This window comes from Gammaproteobacteria bacterium (assembly GCA_037388465.1).
In the GTDB taxonomy this organism is placed as follows: domain Bacteria; phylum Pseudomonadota; class Gammaproteobacteria; order SpSt-1174; family SpSt-1174; genus JARRKE01.
In genome coordinates this window covers 1-16,014 of the sequence record JARRKE010000002.1, presented here as the reverse complement: position 1 = coordinate 16,014, position 16,014 = coordinate 1, and the positions used below count along the sequence as shown (strand labels likewise).

20 protein-coding genes are annotated in these 16,014 nt (G+C 60.0%); 5 read left to right on the top strand and 15 right to left on the bottom strand.

Annotated elements, in window-relative coordinates; genetic code table 11:
- The first annotated feature begins 55 nt into the window (after positions 1-55).
- Positions 56-259, top strand: coding sequence for a DUF2892 domain-containing protein (locus P8Y64_00495; GenBank protein ID MEJ2058954.1), 204 nt, complete (start codon positions 56-58; stop codon positions 257-259).
- A gap of 83 nt (positions 260-342) precedes the next feature.
- Here the strand turns inward: P8Y64_00495 and P8Y64_00490 are convergent, their stop codons facing one another.
- The 15 genes from P8Y64_00490 to P8Y64_00420 form a co-directional block, all read right to left on the bottom strand.
- Positions 343-1,494 carry a radical SAM protein gene (locus P8Y64_00490; protein MEJ2058953.1) on the bottom strand — a complete coding sequence of 384 codons (1,152 nt, stop codon included), beginning with the start codon at positions 1,492-1,494 and terminating at the stop codon, positions 343-345.
- Positions 1,495-1,569: 75 nt separating this feature from the next.
- On the bottom strand, positions 1,570-2,646 hold the full coding sequence (locus P8Y64_00485) for a geranylgeranyl reductase family protein (GenBank protein ID MEJ2058952.1): 1,077 nt from the start codon (positions 2,644-2,646) through the stop codon (positions 1,570-1,572).
- Positions 2,643-3,683, bottom strand: a complete 1,041-nt coding sequence (locus P8Y64_00480) for a biotin/lipoate A/B protein ligase family protein (protein ID MEJ2058951.1) — start codon at positions 3,681-3,683, stop codon at positions 2,643-2,645. Before P8Y64_00480 ends, P8Y64_00485 begins: the two co-directional genes overlap by 4 nt.
- Before the next feature lie 62 nt (positions 3,684-3,745).
- Positions 3,746-4,930: a radical SAM protein gene (locus P8Y64_00475; GenBank protein ID MEJ2058950.1), complete on the bottom strand. Its 1,185-nt coding sequence runs from the start codon at positions 4,928-4,930 to the stop codon at positions 3,746-3,748.
- Positions 4,931-5,002: 72 nt separating this feature from the next.
- Entirely contained in the window at positions 5,003-5,440 is a 438-nt protein-coding gene (gene gcvH, locus P8Y64_00470) for a glycine cleavage system protein GcvH (GenBank protein ID MEJ2058949.1), read from the bottom strand.
- Between the two features lie 60 nt (positions 5,441-5,500).
- A complete protein-coding gene (locus P8Y64_00465) occupies positions 5,501-5,899 on the bottom strand; it encodes a DsrE family protein (GenBank protein MEJ2058948.1) in 399 nt (132 codons plus the stop codon).
- Between the two features lie 5 nt (positions 5,900-5,904).
- Complete coding sequence (locus tag P8Y64_00460) at positions 5,905-6,351, bottom strand: glycine cleavage system protein H (GenBank protein ID MEJ2058947.1); 447 nt, start codon at positions 6,349-6,351, stop codon at positions 5,905-5,907.
- Between the two features lie 99 nt (positions 6,352-6,450).
- Positions 6,451-7,362 (bottom strand): CoB--CoM heterodisulfide reductase iron-sulfur subunit B family protein, encoded by a 912-nt coding sequence (locus P8Y64_00455; GenBank protein MEJ2058946.1) that lies wholly within the window; start codon positions 7,360-7,362, stop codon positions 6,451-6,453.
- On the bottom strand, positions 7,355-8,071 hold the full coding sequence (locus tag P8Y64_00450; GenBank protein MEJ2058945.1) for a 4Fe-4S dicluster domain-containing protein: 717 nt from the start codon (positions 8,069-8,071) through the stop codon (positions 7,355-7,357). Before P8Y64_00450 ends, P8Y64_00455 begins: the two co-directional genes overlap by 8 nt.
- Before the next feature lie 47 nt (positions 8,072-8,118).
- On the bottom strand, positions 8,119-8,964 hold the full coding sequence (locus tag P8Y64_00445) for a hypothetical protein (GenBank protein MEJ2058944.1): 846 nt from the start codon (positions 8,962-8,964) through the stop codon (positions 8,119-8,121).
- Positions 8,939-9,988 carry an FAD-dependent oxidoreductase gene (locus P8Y64_00440; GenBank protein ID MEJ2058943.1) on the bottom strand — a complete coding sequence of 350 codons (1,050 nt, stop codon included), beginning with the start codon at positions 9,986-9,988 and terminating at the stop codon, positions 8,939-8,941. Before P8Y64_00440 ends, P8Y64_00445 begins: the two co-directional genes overlap by 26 nt.
- Positions 9,989-11,338 (bottom strand): heterodisulfide reductase-related iron-sulfur binding cluster, encoded by a 1,350-nt coding sequence (locus P8Y64_00435; GenBank protein MEJ2058942.1) that lies wholly within the window; start codon positions 11,336-11,338, stop codon positions 9,989-9,991.
- Positions 11,339-11,393: 55 nt separating this feature from the next.
- Positions 11,394-12,068 carry a 4Fe-4S dicluster domain-containing protein gene (locus P8Y64_00430; protein ID MEJ2058941.1) on the bottom strand — a complete coding sequence of 225 codons (675 nt, stop codon included), beginning with the start codon at positions 12,066-12,068 and terminating at the stop codon, positions 11,394-11,396.
- 139 nt (positions 12,069-12,207) lie between these two features.
- Positions 12,208-12,675 carry a DsrE/DsrF/DrsH-like family protein gene (locus P8Y64_00425; GenBank protein MEJ2058940.1) on the bottom strand — a complete coding sequence of 156 codons (468 nt, stop codon included), beginning with the start codon at positions 12,673-12,675 and terminating at the stop codon, positions 12,208-12,210.
- 260 nt (positions 12,676-12,935) lie between these two features.
- Positions 12,936-13,292, bottom strand: coding sequence for a rhodanese-like domain-containing protein (locus P8Y64_00420; protein ID MEJ2058939.1), 357 nt, complete (start codon positions 13,290-13,292; stop codon positions 12,936-12,938).
- Positions 13,293-13,492: 200 nt separating this feature from the next.
- On the opposite strand from P8Y64_00420, the gene P8Y64_00415 reads away from it, so the two are divergent.
- From P8Y64_00415 to P8Y64_00400, 4 genes are all read left to right on the top strand, one after another.
- Positions 13,493-13,798 carry a hypothetical protein gene (locus P8Y64_00415; GenBank protein ID MEJ2058938.1) on the top strand — a complete coding sequence of 102 codons (306 nt, stop codon included), beginning with the start codon at positions 13,493-13,495 and terminating at the stop codon, positions 13,796-13,798.
- 3 nt (positions 13,799-13,801) lie between these two features.
- Positions 13,802-15,286 (top strand): M48 family metalloprotease, encoded by a 1,485-nt coding sequence (locus tag P8Y64_00410; protein MEJ2058937.1) that lies wholly within the window; start codon positions 13,802-13,804, stop codon positions 15,284-15,286.
- Between the two features lie 213 nt (positions 15,287-15,499).
- A complete protein-coding gene (gene soxX / locus P8Y64_00405; GenBank protein MEJ2058936.1) occupies positions 15,500-15,874 on the top strand; it encodes a sulfur oxidation c-type cytochrome SoxX in 375 nt (124 codons plus the stop codon).
- Between the two features lie 21 nt (positions 15,875-15,895).
- Positions 15,896-16,014, top strand: a 119-nt coding sequence (locus P8Y64_00400) for a twin-arginine translocation signal domain-containing protein (GenBank protein MEJ2058935.1), incomplete at its 3' end; no start/stop codon positions are given.

The window sequence follows — 16,014 nt, the reverse complement described above, 5'->3', positions numbered from 1 at the left end:
CCAAAATATTAGCTCTTGCTAATATAAGCTAACCATCTGACTGGAGGTTTCCCCAATGCCGATCGATCGCATCGTGATGGCCTTTGCAGGTACCGTGATCCTCGTGAGCCTGGCACTGGCCTACTTTTTCAGCCCTTACTGGATGTGGCTCACCGCCTTCGTGGGCGCCAACCTGCTGCAGTCCAGCTTTACCGGCTTCTGCCCGCTGGCCAGCATTCTGAAGAAGCTGGGCGTACGCCCCGGCTGCGCCTTCGAATAAGCCGTCAGCAGCTTCATCATCAGCAACAAAAAAGCCCCGCAATGCGGGGCTTTTTTGTTGACCGGATGGAACCGGGCAGCGGGTCAGTCTTCTTCCTTGTCGAAGTCGAAGGTGCCGACTTCCTCGCCCGCCATCTGACGGCGCACGAAACCGACATCGGAATCGCTGAGGGCGAAGGGGAAGGACAGAATGTCGGTCGGGCTGGAATCGCCGTAAGGACGGTTGCAGGCCGAGACCTCTTCATCCGACTTGCCGGGGCAGCCCGAGGTCTGGAACGGCTTGCCGGAGGCAATCAGCTCTTCGAGCTCGTCCTGCGGCACACCGTAGTCGACCACCTGACCGGCCTCGTTGAACTTCATGTTGTCGACGCGGCCGCCTGCGTAGTCGATCAGGAAACGCGCCAGCTGCACACGGCGCCACTGGTCGCGAGGCACCGGCGGCCAGTCCTCCATCAGGGAACCTTCCTCGGGGAAGAAGGCGAACATGTGGTTGTGGCCACCCATGTCGCGGATCTTCTGGCAGACCTCGAGGATCTCCTTCTCGGTCTCGCCCATACCGCAGATCAGGTGGGCACCGAACTTCTCGGGGCCGAAGATCTCGGCGGCCCATTCGATGGCCTGCCAGTACTTGTCCCAACGGTGCGGGCTGTCCACGGTCTTGCCGCGGGTACGCTCGAAGATCTCCGGCGTGACCGCATCCAGCGCGACCGTGAAGATGTCGGCACCGGCATCGCGCAGGGCGACCAGGTCCTCGTAACTCATGGTGGTCGGATTGGACAGGATGGAAACCGGGATGTGAGACGCCTTTTCCATCCACTTCTTGAGCAGCACCATGGTGTCGTGATCCGAGTTCGGGTGCGTGATCATGGAGATGCACATGCGCTCGAACTGGGCGTTGTCCTTGCCGTCCTGCACGCGCTGAATCACCTCGTCGTAATCGACGGTCGGCCAGTCGACGCGGATGAAGTTACGGTCGGCGTAGTCACGGGCCTCTTCGCGGTGGCGGGCCAACCCGCAGTAGCTGCAGTTGGCGCGGCAGCCTTCGGGATAGGTCACCAGCAGGTTGAGGCAGTGGGTGCAGGAGGTCCGATGCATCGAACCGGGCACGAGACCCAGGGTGATGGCCGCAGCCGTCGACATCTGCACGTACTTCGGAGAACGCATCTCCGGGGTCTTCACGTGATAGTCGGGACGGTAGAAATTTAAGGGCTGAACGGATTCGGCCGTAGCGCTCATGTCGTATCCTCCGGATAGAATGCTGCCAAATATATCAGTTAATGCAGTCTGCCTTGAAGTCGCGGGCAGTGCCTCTCAGGAGGCCAGTTCTTTGAAATACTCGTCAAAGGCGATCCAGCCACGGCGCATGGGATGATCCTCGTTCGCCGCCTGGGTGCGCCAGATCGTCTTTAAATATTCGCGCCGTTCGACGCCGCGCTGGACGCTGGCCTCGTACTGATCGCGCACGTCTTCCTCGAAATCCTCGAACGCATCCGCATCGCCAGCCAACCAGGCCGCCGCGGCCTGCCCCGCCCGTTCGCCGGACACGACGGCGGCGGCGATACCGGCCCCGGTGATGGGATGGGTCAGCCCGGCAGCGTCGCCAACGAACAGCACGTCGCCCTCATACAGGCGCTCGCGCAGTCCACCCACGGGGATCGCCCCGCCGGTGCGATAAAGAATCTCTTCCCCAACCAGGCCGGCCTCCACCAGTTGTTGGTGCAGCCGGTCCAGCGGCGTCTTCAGGTTGTCCTCGAAGCGGCGGTCCGCCCCCAGGCCCAGATTGGCCAGATTCCCCTTGGGGAACAGCCAGGCATAGCCGCCCGGGTATTCGTCCGAAAGCCAGATATCGGTGTCGAAATACGGTTTGAGCAGCGGTACCGTGTACTGGCGGGTATTGACGGTTTCGAGCCTGGGCAGGCCAAGCAGGCCCGCCACAGGCGAGTGTGGACCGTCCGCCGCCACCAGTACGCGGTAAGACACGGTTTCGCTGGCACCGTCACACACGATGGTGGCCTGGTGCGCATCGGGGTCCAGCGCCTTGATGGCCATCCTGGTCTGCAGGATTGCGCCTGCCGCCTCTGCCTGCCGAGCGATGGCGCGATCAAAGGCGGCGCGATCGATCATCAGGCCGGGAAACTCGGATTCCTCCGTCGTACCTGACGGCAGAAAGGATTTCATGCCGGTGATTTCCTGCAGCAGGACCCCTTCGTCGCGCGCATAACCGCGCATGGGCAGAGGAATGAACTCCGCGCACTGCACGGGCTCGCCCAGCACGCGGTTCTTCTCGACGCCGAGGACGCTCAGGCCCGCCTCCGCACCGGTCCGCGCGGCACTGGCCCCGCCCGGACCGAGGCCGATCACCAACAGGTCGACTTCGCGCCGGCTCACGCCTGTTTCCCCGCAGCGTGTTGCGCGTCATCCGCAACGCCGACGGCTGTGCGGATGGCCTGGATGAAATCATCGCGCTGAAGCAGCAGCATCTCGGCCGGGTATTCGTCGAAGAATGCATTGACGCGTTCTTCCAGCTTGTCGAGCGGGGTATCGCGCAGTGCGGATTCCAGATCGACGACCATGCGGCGCGGATTGACGAAGAAATCGCCGGTGATCCAGACCTGCTTGAGTTTTTGCCGCTCGGTGTCCAGCAGCACGCTGACGCGCATCAGGCCACCGGCCGCCTTGTAAACCCCATCGAGCTGCGGTGCGGTCTCCACCGGCCGGTTGTGCTGGTAGATCCATTCATCGCTGTCGATCTCGGCCAGGGCTTCCTCATACAGCGCCTGTTCGGCCTCGTTGAGGTCTGCGGCCTCGGCAAACTCTACATTGAATTCCTCGGCGAAGGCGGTCGTGATAGCGGCCTTGACGACCTCAAAATCGGGAAGTTCGCCCAGCAATTCCTTGAGATTCGCGACCCGCTCGCGTGCCGAGGCGATCGCCTTGTTGGAAAGTTTTTCGGCCGGGATGCGCAGCACGCGCAGCATGCGCTCGACGTCGAAATCGATCAGCAGAGTTCCCTGGAACATGATCGAATCGCCGTCGAAGGCACCCCCGGTGCCGGAGATCTTGCGCCCGTCCACTTCGATGTCGTTGCGCGGACGGTAACGGGCATCCACGCCAAGCCGGCTGATGCCTGCGGCGGCGGCCTCGCAGATACGCTTGGAGATCGCGGACATGTCCGCGGTCCCGAGCACCCGTTTATCCAGAAAGAGTTCCCAACCGAGCTGGGTCGGATCGAAATACAACGCTCCACCGCCGGTGATGCGGCGCTGGATGTCGATGTCCTGTTCGGCACAGACGTCCCGCCGCAGTTCCTGATCCACATCCTGGTGAAACCCCACCAGCGCGGTCGGCTTGAAGCGCAGGAAACGCAGGGTGTGCGGCGACTTGCCGGCCTGATGAGCCTCCAGGATCGCACGATCCATGGCCATGTTCTCGGCCGCCCGGAGAATGCCCGTATCCAGCACACGCCAGGCCTTGTCGGCGCGGCCGGTCAAACCTGGCAACCTCCACCTGCTGCTGCGGTGTTCGACTCGGTCACGACACGGATACCATTCAGGCCCTTGGCGGCCGCGCGCGCCTGCTGCCGGCGCGCCTGCTCCTCGGCCAGGATGGTGTCGAGATCGAGTTCGAGGCCGGCATCCTGGCCTTCAATGGCCATGACCTCATCCCCCACCGCGATCGAGCAGCAGGCAGGCGTCACCTTGACCTTACGCTCCAGGCGGGCCGCCAGTTCGACGGCGCCGTCGGCCGGATGGGCAATGCCGTTCAGCCCCGCCATCACGGCGTAGGTATCGATCTGGGACTTGGCCAGCCCCGGTGGCCGGGCGCAGCCCAGCAGCAGAGGCGTTTCACCCAGCGTCTTGCGGGCGTCCATGAAAAAACGCCCCACTGCGGCCGTATCGGGCGTCACGAAGGGCCGGCTCTCGGGGGCATAAAACGGCATGACGACCACCAGTACCACCGCGTCGGGCAGATGCCGGCTGAGCATTTCGAGTGCATTCCACTCGCCCAGCAAGCGGCCGTAGTGCAGTCCCACGACGATATGGGGCACGACCTTCATGTTGGTGTTGACGAGGTGTTCGAGGGTCGCCTCGAAGTCGTCGACGGACCGACGCAGGTGATACACCTGGGTGATCGTGTCCTGCGACCCGATGACGTCCATCATGGCCGCATCGATGCCCGCCTGCTCCATGGAGCGGGCGATGTCTTCATCGACCAGCGCCGTGTGCATGGCGATCTTGAACCAGGGGAATTCATCCTTGATGCGGCGCACCGTAGGATAATAATCGTCGTATTCGACCTGATTCTGGTGGTTGGAGCCACCCGTCAGCAGCATGCCCTGGGCACCCTGCTCCACGATCTCGTTGACGGCGCGCCAGAGATCTTCCGGCGTGCGCGCGGGAATCATCGGCTCGAGGATCTTGGCCTTGCAATGGTCGCATTGCAGCTTGCAATCGCCACCGGTAATGGAGACCGCGGGCCACGCGCTCTTGCCGCAATCACTGATCTCAGAGGTCTGATAGGACTTGAAGGTCGGCGTGTAGAAATTGATCGCGGGAATGGCCGAGGTTTCGAACCTCCCCCATTCCTGCTCAAGGCCGCGGATGAGTTCAGAATCCAGCGGCAGATCCTCGAGCGGTTCCACACGCTGAACCAGATCGTACCAATCATTCATGGCGGTCAACCTGGGATTGAGAAAAAAATCCCCCCGATAGACGGGGGGATATCACTACGGGATGCAGGGTGGTTAGCAACCACCAAAGCCATCGGCTTCCATCTTGGACTCGAAGGCGGACAGGGCATCGGCGCCGGTCTTCAGGTCGCCGCTGTCGCCAGCCCAGTCACCGGGCTTGAGCTTGACCAGCCAGCCTTCGCCATACGGGTCTTCGTTGATCAGGCCGGGGTTGGCGGCCACCGCATCGTTGATGGCGGTCACTTCGCCGCTGACGGGGGTCTTGGCCGGACCCACCCACTTACCGGATTCGACGGTGGCGCAGGACTTGTCTTTCTTGACGTCCTTGCCAACCTTCTTCGGGGTGTAGGAGACGATCTGGCCGGCCAGTGAACACGCATAAGAGGTCAGGCCCACGGTGGCACTGCCGTCGCTCTCTTGACGCACCCACACGTTGCTCTCGACGTTATACATCAGGTCTTCGGGGATATTACAACCGCGAACGGCACCCATGGTATTCCTCCTAAGTGAGTTGCAAACAGGGTTAGGACTCGCCCGGCGATCGCTCAGGCATCAGAAGGTAATGACATTGTGACTTTGCAGAATCAGGTCTGCGAGCGCGCTGGCCCGCGCAACGTGATCCACCTCATCGATAATATCCTTAGAATCGTCGATTTTATACCCCGGCAAAGCGGGCTGGCAAACGTGCAGTTTGACCCCGGCCCGCTTGGCGTCGCGGATGAAATCGATGATTTTCTTGCCCCCTTCCATGGCGGTGAGATTCTCGGCGACGCCCTTTTCCATCAGGCGCACGCCCTCCATGGTGAAGAAGATATGAACGTCGACGTCCATCGAGGCCATGATCGACCCGAGATAAAAAGGCGTGGCACAGCGCTGCGGCGTGCTCGGACCGCTCGTCATGATAAAGACGACGGTCTTCTCTTCGTTATCCAGGTAATGGTCTTCGGACATCGTGTTCAACGAATCTTGCGATGGCACTCGATTTCCTCGTTCTTGGCCCGCGCGCAATAGCCTTTATAGGCCTCGTCGCCGGTCAGGAACGTGTCCAGGGCAGCCTCCGCACCGGCGCTGGCCTCCACCCGGGCTATCCAGGCGTTGTACGGGTCGCTGTTCAGCAGAACCGGGTTCTCGAGTACATCGGGGTTGCCTTCCACGATCACGCAATCGATAAAGTTGGGGATCGGGCCCGCCCATTTCCCGCTTTCGATCGTAGCCACCGGTTTTCCCGGAGGACGGCGCGTACCGGGACGACGCACACGGACATGCAGAATCTTGCCCGCGATGGTCTGGGAAATGTCGGTCATGCCGACCGTGAGGGTATCGTCGTCCTCCCGCCTGACCCAAATCTGGTACTCGTCATCGTAGTACAGCTCGGGGCGGAATTCGCAGCCGTTACACTCCATCGAGACGCAACTCTCCCATGGCTAGTCTAAACAGGTCGTGGTAAGGCGGTATAAAGAACGAGCGGGCCCTGGGGCCCGCTCGTATTCAGGCCGTCCGAATCAGATGACACCCTTTTCTTTCAGGAAGCCGACTGAATCGCTGACGTTCTCGTGGATGCCCAGCTTGCGCGGGGACAGGCCGAGGGCCAGGCCGAGCAGCTGTGTGAAGTACAGGACCTTAACGCCGGTCTTGATACCGAACTCGGTCTCGGCACGCACCTGGTGCATTTCCAGGCCGGAATGGCAGGTCGGGCACTCGGTGGCGACGACCTCGGCACCGGAATCCTCCGCCGCCTGCAGGATGTTCAGCACCAGCTGGGTGGAGGTATCCGAATCGGACAGGGTGTGCGCACCGCCGCAGCAGGCCGTCTTAAGCGGAAAATCCACGTTCACGGCACCGGCTGCACCGAGCAGGTCGTCCATGAAGTGCGGCTTGTAGCTGGATTCCGAACCCGGGCCCTGATCCTTTTCGGGGAAGATCTGACGCGGACGGGTGTACATGCAGCCGTAGTAGTTGGCGATCTTGATCCCGTTCAGGCTCTTGGTCATCTTCTGCTTGATACCCTCGGGACCCAGTTCCTCCATCAGCCATTCGAGCAGGTGGAGGGTGCGCACGTCGCCGCGGTAGACCGGGTCTTCAGCCTTCTGCGCCAGCTCCTGCACGGTCTGCATGGCCTTTTCGGAGGTGGCGGTCTCGTACTCGGCCTTCTTCAGGTTGTGATAGCAACCATTGCAGGGTGCCATGACGGCGTCGAGACCCATCTGCTCGCTGGCGATGGCCAGGTTGCGCGCGGACAGGTAGGTCTGCAGCATGGGGTGGACGTTCTTGACCTCCATCGCGCCGCAGCAGTTGTAGTCACGCAGGTTCTCCATCTCCAGACCGAGGGCCTTGACCAGCGCACGGGTGGACTTGTCGTAGGGGCCGCCGGAACCCTCGAGGGCACAGCCCGGATAGTATGCAACCTTAGCCATGAGCGGCCTCCTTCTGTTCACGCACGTACGCCGCCAGCACTTCGCCGGTCTTGCCCCAGGACTTTGTCTTGGGCGTGAAGACGGTGTTCAGACCCATCTTCATCAGCTGAGCGACAGGCAGGTACTTGATCATTCGCATCATGAACACCTTCAGCCATTCCTGAATCAGCGGCTGCTTGGTCTTCTTGAAGAAATCCATCATCACGTGGCTGTCTTCGATGCGGCCGCTCTTGTGGATCTGTTCCCAGAACACATGGTCGAAGGTCGTCGAAGGGCGCTCATCGGTGATGCCCTCTTCTTCCAGCCAGTGGGCCAGCGCCTTCATCACGCCTTCGGGACGGACGTCCTTGGGGCAGATGTTGGTGCACTTGTTGCAGGACACGCACTGCCAGATGATGTCCTTGTCCTTGATGATCTCGTCTTTCAGGCCAAGGCGGGTCAGGTAGATCCAGTAACGGGGATTGAACTGGACGTTCTGGGCATACATGGTGCAGGAATTGGTGCAGGAACCGCACTGCCAGCAACGATGAACGTTTTCGCCACCACCGTACTTCTGGATGATCTTTTCGAAATCATCGTCGTAGTTACGGATCGTGCGTGGCTCGATCATCGTGTTCCAGTGGCCGGACACGTCCACACCATCGACCACCAACGAGTCGTGCTGCAGCAGGCGCTCTGGCTCAATCAGTGATTTCTCATGAATCGCCATGATCTTCTCCGTCAAAATATGACTGCTCAGGGCAGTCGATAACTTTTTTAATGCAATGTATCTGGTCGGGATCCCGGCTCAGCCCCCGCTCCAGCGGTACGACTGTCCACACCAAGAAGCTTTACCAAAAACTCCAGGGGATCCTGCTGAGCGCCAAACTCTGCGTCGATCATTCCGAAACCGCTGGACATCGCCTTGACGTAGTCCGCGTAGGCCTGCGCCATGACAAGGTCCACCAGGTAGGGCACCTCGCGGTAAAAACCCCGCTCGTTCAGCACCTCCGCCAGCCAGACACGTCCGCCTTCGAACGTTTCCGGACGGGTATCCAGCGGTACGCTGTCGAGGCTGTCACCCAGTCGGATGAACTCCCGCAGCGCACCACTTGCGGTACTGGAATCCCATACCCAACGCGTCATGAGGGGTATCGCCTCCGGCCTGCGAAAGTGCAGGATTTCGGCGCCCAGGTCCCACATGGCGCGTCGCTGTTTCTTCTGCTCTTGCGGCACGACTTCCACGAACTGCTGCAACCGGTCAGTCAGCGATTCATCGCTGTAGGCCAACTGCTTCAGCGCGTCGAACAGGGCCGTTTCCTCGATTTCGGCGAGGAACTCACGCAGCTTGCGGCGTGCGGTGAACACGCAGTTGATCACTGCGTTTACCGCATCGCGTGACAGCTGCTGCGGCTCCTGCTCAGGCAGCGCGGCCAGAAAGAGCTCATGTTTCGCTTGGAGGGAAGCAAGGAACGGTTCAAGCCCGCCTCGCTCCTCAAGCTCACTCAGCAGAGCATCGAGCTTGGACTCCGCAATGCGGTCGTCCATCTCGACAGGCAAGGCGGCGGGGGTTATCGAATCCCCCGCCGCCTTGGCTTCAGCTTGCTTTCCGAACCAGAGCATGCAGGTCGGCCACGGCACGCGAACCCGCTGCGGCGCCCTGCGAGATCGAGTCGTCGATCGTTTCCGGCCCGTAGGCAGCACCGCAGGAATAAACACCGCGACGGCTGGTACCACAGGTGTTCGTGTAGTGCTCGGCACGCTCGATGAAGCCGTGCTTTTCGAGACCCACACCGAAAACCCTCGAGATCTCGGGGTTGTCCTCGTTCGGATCCATGCCGACAGCGTGCACCACGATATCCATCGGGATAATGATGGGACGCTTGACCAGGGTGTCTTCGCCCTTGACCAGCAGGCGGCCGTCACCGGAAGCGGTCACTTCGGCGATACGCGCCTTCACGAACTTGGTCTTGAACTCCTCCTGGGACTTCCAATAGAACTTGTCCTCATAGAGGCCGAAGGTACGGATGTCCATGTAGTAGATGAACACGTCCGTCTCCGGGGAGATTTCCTTGATCTCCATGGCCAGGTTCGCCGACACGGTGCAGCAGATCTTGGAGCACCACTCGCGGCCGATCTGACGGTCACGGGAACCCACGCACAGCAGAATCGCGACGCGTTCCGGCACACGACCGTCCGAAGGACAGGCGATCTTGCCGGTGGCGACCATCTGCTCCATCTGGGTGGTGGTCAGCACGTCTTCGTAGGTGCCGAAACCCCATTCGGGCTTATTGATGGAGTCGAAATGGGTAAAGCCCGTGGCGAGCACCACCGCACCGGCATTGACCTTTTCGCCGTTGCTCAGGGTCGCGGTGAAGTTACCGGCCTCACCATCCAGCTGGGCAACCTTGGCACCCTTGTGGACGGTCACATTGGAGTCGTCTTCGGCGCGGCTGACCATACGACCGATGGCATCCTTCGCCCACTCACCGGAGGGTACCAGTTTGGCATAGCCCGACAGAATCGGGGCACCACCAAGCACCTCTTCCTTTTCGACCAGGACGGCCTTGAAACCGGCCGCGGTGACGCTAGAGGCTGCGGACAGGCCAGCGGGGCCCGCCCCAACAACGAGTACTGTGTCCTGCATTTAAGCCTTACCCCCGTATGCGAGTTCTGGGTTGTAGAGATATTCAATGTTGCCTGCTTCGACTTCCTTCAGGTATTCCTGGAAGGTGGACTTGGCCTCACTCCAGCTGATACCCATCTTCTCGACGAGATCCTCGCAAGGCGAAGCGTGCCACTGAAGCTGGACAATTTTAAAGGGATCGGCGCCACATGCAAGCGCGGCGAACTGAACGTCAGCCATGATCGGGATGGAGAAGTTCTTGTCGTGCGCACGACCGATCCACTGGTTCTTGTCCATGGTGGTGACGCAACCGGTGTCGTTGGCCAGCATCACATCGGCGTTAGCTTCTTCACGCGCCACACGGATCTTGCGGTCCATGGTGAAGGAACGGGTGAATTCGCGCTCGGAGATGATGTGACGGAAGCCGAAGCCGCAGCAGTCATACCACGTGGAGTAGTCGATCACCTGGGCGCCCAGCGCCTGAGCGACGGAGGTGATGATGGCGGTACGGTTGCCGCCCAGCACGGTCGGATCGTAGACCGCATCCTCGTGCACCATCTTGTAGTAATGGCAGGCCACGTGGGAGGTCGCGCGGATGTTGGACACGTCGATCTTCTGCAGATCGGAGGCGATGCGGTTGCGCATCACGTGCACCCACTCGGAGTAGTGAATGATCTCTTCCGGGATCACCAGCTTGCCGTCGACCAGACGACCCAGCTTGCCGAGGATCTTGGTGACCTTCTCGCGCAGTTCGGCGGATTCCACCAGGTACTTGCGGATCTCCTTGTAGTTGCCGAAGGAGGTGCCGCAGTGAACCAGCGGGAAGAAGTGGCCGAGCTCGAAGCCGTGCTGCTTGCCGGACACATAGGCCTGGTGGAAGTTGCGCAGGAACACAGCCGCCAGGGCTTCCACGTTACCGATACCGGAACCGTGATAGTTCCAGGCGGTGCAGGAGGTCTGATCGGTTTCGTCCAGGTAATCCTTGCCCGGCACGAAGCCGAACTCGTTCATGAACCAGATAATGGAAGTCGGATAACCCGGGATGTTGCCGCACTGACCACAGGATTTGTGGTGCCACAGCTGCTTGGTGGGGACCTTCTTGTCCCAGCCGAACATGGTCTTGACCGAAATCGGCTCGTGGTCGTCCGTGATGCGGTGAATGATGATCTCACCTTCCTTCTCGAGCTCGTACATGTGCTCGCGCACGTCGTCCATACGGTCGCCGAGATCGACGGTGCGACGGTCCACATGCTTGCGGACCCAATCGGTAGCACGTACGGCTTCTTCAGCGGAAAGATCGGTCTGCTGGAAGAAGGAACCGTGACCGGCGATGCCTTGGCCTTCAGTGCTGTTAGGAGTCTGATCTGTCATGGCAATTCTCCTAGTTTGTATTCGAGAACTTATGGCTGATTAGTAAGCCAGAGCGTTAATCGTCGTCTTCCTCTTCCTGCTCCTCGAGCCAGTCTTCGTAGTCTTCACGCTTTTCATCGATGAAGTCTTCGATAACGTCAAAGAGGTTTTCATCCATCAGCTCGAGGGAATCCAGCACGCCCGTCATCTCCCAGATGGTGTACATCTCAACGGAGGTCTTGAGGGAGACTTCCCAGGCCGTTTCGACGGTCTGCAGGGTCTTGACCGGAATGGCCTTGCGTAGGGTCAGCAGGTCGCCTTCGACCTTCTGGATGTTCGGACCCCAGTCCGGGAAGTGATCGGGCTGAATCATGTCCGGGGAAAGCTGGTTGCCGGTGGTGATGAGCTTGAGCATCACGCGACCAAAGGGACGGAGCACGTCCTTGGCGGACTGCATTTCGTGCTTGATGGCAACCTCGCGCATGATGGCAACCAGACCACCGGGCGAATTCTTGAAGGGGCAACGCGCGGCGCAGGTCATGCACTGGGCGCAGGCCCAGATCTTTTCTTGCATGGCGTCGTAAATCTGTTCGACGTTTTCAGTCCAGAGCAGCTGGACGATTTCGCGGGGGCTGTAGTCGTAGAACTGAGCGGAAGGACAAGTCGCGGTGCAGATACCGCAATTGAGGCAGCCGTTCAGCTCGTGGTCGTAACGGAAATCGCCACGAATGTCGTCGTAAATCTGCTGCATCTCAGCATAGGTTGCCATAGAAGTACCTCAGCTAAAGGTCTGACGTGAATACCTTACCAATTCGGTCGTCTATTCCAGTCGAATGAGTATATATCAAACCACCAAGAACAGACCTAATGACCGCACAAAATCCAAGAGTTTAAATGTAAAGACAAATATCGGATTCGCCGGCAAATTCGAAGAAAGTCGCAGCGCCGCCGTACTCGATACCGTCGATGAATTCCGAGGTGGACATTTCGAACAGGTCCACGGTCATCTGGCAGGCGACCATCTTGACGTCGGCCTCCTGACAAAGTTCCCGCAGGTCCTCCAGACTGGCCACGCCCTTGGAGGCCATTTTCTTTTTCATCATCATGGTCATCATGCCCTGCATACCGGGCAGCGCCTGCAGCATGACGGGCATAGGCATCGGCATGGGCATGCCGGGATTGCCCAGCGAAGTGACCTGCAGATTCAGCTTCTTCTTGAGCAACTGGAGACCGTAGAAGGTGAAGAACACTTCGACCTGGTAACCCAGTGCGGCGGCGGTCGAGGCCAGGATGAAAGGAGGATAGCCCCAGTCGAGCGTCCCCTTAGTGGCGATGATGGCGAGCTTTTTTTCAGACATGTATATGCGCCTCTTTTAAGAATCGGTCTCGGGTTGTTCGCACCACACACCCGGCCCGGGCATGAGGCGCGACCGGCCGCACGGCGGGTCAAAACTCCAAGGCAGCGACCGACCCGAAGCCCGCGCGGAACACGCACACGGGGCCTTTGCCCCGCTCAAAGGGCGCATCTTATAGGCGATTAAGCCGCGGAAGGCAAGTCGAACGGCCAACAAACTGGTGCAAGAAAACCGCCGCCGGGCCGAATCAGCCGCCCCCGGTATCAGCGGGCGGAAGCCGTAAGCGCGTCCTCGGAGGGCGCCCCGATGGGCAGCCCGGCCCCCAGCCAGCCCATGATGCCGCCGCGCAGGTTGTAGGCCTCCCCCACGCCGTTCTGGGCGAAAAAGGCGCAGGCCTGCGCCGAACGGGCGCCGCTCTGGCAATAGAACACGACCTTGGTGCCGTCACCGACGAGATCCTGGATCTTCAGCGGCAGCAGGTGCAGCGGCAGCAGTTCCGCGCCGGCAATCACCCCGCGGGATGTCTCGGCAGGTGTACGAACATCCACCAGGCGGAGCTTTTCACCAGTCTTCATCCATTCCGCCAGGGTGGCAGCATCAAGCTCGTTGAAACCAAACATCTCGATTCTCCTGAAAAGCCGGGTCTCAGCAGGACCGCGTCAAATATAAGAAAATTGTAATATAGTTACTATCCGAGGGTACAGTACGAAGATTCCGCACGGTCTCCCGCCCCGCTGTGAGATTGTCACCGCCCAGCCCGGCGTGATATTTTTACGAGCTTAGCTTATCTCAGCCCAGATCTTTACGAGGAGAGGCAGCCTTGGACAAGAACGTATTCTCCACCGACACGATGTACTCCGTCACGCTGCGTGACGAGCAGGGTAAGCTTCGCCCCGCGAACATCTACGTCTATCGCCTGTACGACGACTACATGATTGCCCGCATGACCGACAAGGGCGGCATGCTGCTCAAGATCAAGTACGACGACGTGACCAAGATCGTCAAAACGATCAGCGTCGCCGACCCCAAGAAGTTCATGCTCCCCGAAGCCGTGCTTGCCCAGAAGACCTGGGAAACGCGCAACAGCATGACCACCTACAGCTCGGCGCCCGGCCTGGGCAAGTAGTCCATGCTGCACAAGGTCTTCACGACCTTTGCAAAGCATATCGGCAGTACCAGAGGCGGCCACTCGCTGTGGCCGCCTTTTTTCTTATCCCTGCTGCTGACGTTTCAGCCCGCGCTGGCCGCCGAAAACGACCTCAACCTGCCGGATATCGGCGATCCGGCCAGCCAGGTGATGACCCCGCGCCAGGAGTCCATCCTCGGCCAGGAACTGCTGCGCCAGATCCGCGGCAACCTCAAACTCGTCACCGACCCGCTGCTGAACAGCTACATCCAGTCGCTGGGCGACCGCCTGGCCGCACACAGCGGCAGCAGCCAGCACGACTTTCATTTCCTGATCGCCGACGACCCGAATATCAACGCCTTCGCCACACCCGGCGGCGTGATCGTCGTCAATTCCGGACTGATCCTGACCGTCAAAGACGAAAGCGAACTGGCTGCCGTCATGGCGCATGAGGTGGCGCATGTCACGCAGCGCCACATCGCACGCATGTACGCCAGCAGCAAGACCTTCAACATCACCACAGGGCTCGCGCTGCTGGCCGCCATCATCGCCGGCGCCTACAACCCGGAGGTCGGTCAGGCGGCCGCCCTGTCCACCTTGGCGGCGGGCGAGCAGCATCGCCTGAACTTCTCACGCGCCAATGAAGAGGAGGCGGACCGCGTCGGCATCCAGATCCTCGCCCACACCGGTTACGATCCGGAGGCCATGCCCGATTTCTTCGCTCAACTTCAACGCCAGACCTTGACCGGCAGCGATCAGGTGCCCGAATTCCTGAGAACGCACCCGGTCACGGCCAACCGCCTGGCGGACAGCCGGGCGCGGGCGGATCAGTTCAAGGGCAAGTTCCGCAAGGATTCGGTTCATTTTGAAATCGCCAGGGCACGCCTGCAGGCGCTGGAGACTCCGGCCGCGGACATGTTGGCGCAATACGAAAAATCGGGCGCCGCCTATCGCAGCAAGACCTCCTCCCGCTACGCGTACGCCATTGCCCTGATACGCAGCGGCCGCTACGCACCTGCAATCAAGCAGTTACAGGCCCTGACCAAGGCCTCGCCCAATGAGGTCGCATTCCAGCTCAGTCTGGCCCAGGCGCACCTGGAAAATGGTGATCTGAAAACCGCACTGGAACAGTTCGAACGCCTGAACAATGTCTACCCCGGATACGAGCCGGTGATGATGGCCTATGGAAACGCCCTCATTCGTGCCGGGCGCTATGATCAGGCCTATCGGTTGCTCAACAACGTACTCAGCACCCAGCCGGACAACCCCGAAGTATTCATGATCCTAGCCAAGGCCGCGGACAAAGCGGGTTATGCCGCCGTCAGCCACGAGGCCCTCGCCGAATACAGCTTCGCGCATGCGCAATACAATCAGGCCCGCGAGCAATTGCAGATCGCACTGCGCAATCACCCGCGCGACTCGATTACCCGCGAACGCATCCAGAGCAAGCTCAAGCTGCTGAGCAAGGTCCCCGAACAAAATAAATAACCCATATTCTCTAATATTCTAATTTTTGAATTTAACCAGCATGTATTTGAACTTGCATGCCCCTCATCAATAGGTATTCTATGCGGACGTTGAATGCATACGTTTTACGACGTTCAACATTAATAAGAAGTATCCACTTGACCGAACATTTTAAATAAAGACCAAAGGAACTAGGTCGGTCAAAACAAACCACTGACTTTTGAGGAGGTCATCATGCGGAAACCCGCGAAGTTGATTGCGACCGTCGCCTCGGTATGCGCAATCCTTGGCAGTCTCGCACTGGTTCCCACCACTGCCTCGGCAGCGGATGGTGCGTCGGCTGTCGAACAAGGTAAAAAGCTGGCATTCGATCGGAAACTGGGCAACTGCCTTGCCTGCCACCAGATCAAGGGCGGCAGTTTCGGCGGCGCCATCGCCCCCCCGCTGGTGGCGATGAAGGCTCGCTTCCCGGACAAAGCCGTGTTGCGGGAACACATCTACAATCAGCGCAAGTTCAACCCCAGCGCAATGATGCCCCCCTTCGGTCCGAATCACATCCTGACTGCTGAGCAGATCGACAAGATTACGGACTACATTTACACGCTTTAAGCGCCGAGGAGTAAGTACCCCATGAGCATGAAACGCAGAACCTTTCTGAAAGGCACGCTGGCTGCGGGCAGCGTGGGTCTGGCCGTTGGTGCGGGCCTGCTGAGCCCCCGTGCCGTGCTGGCCGCCGCCTGGCCCAAGGC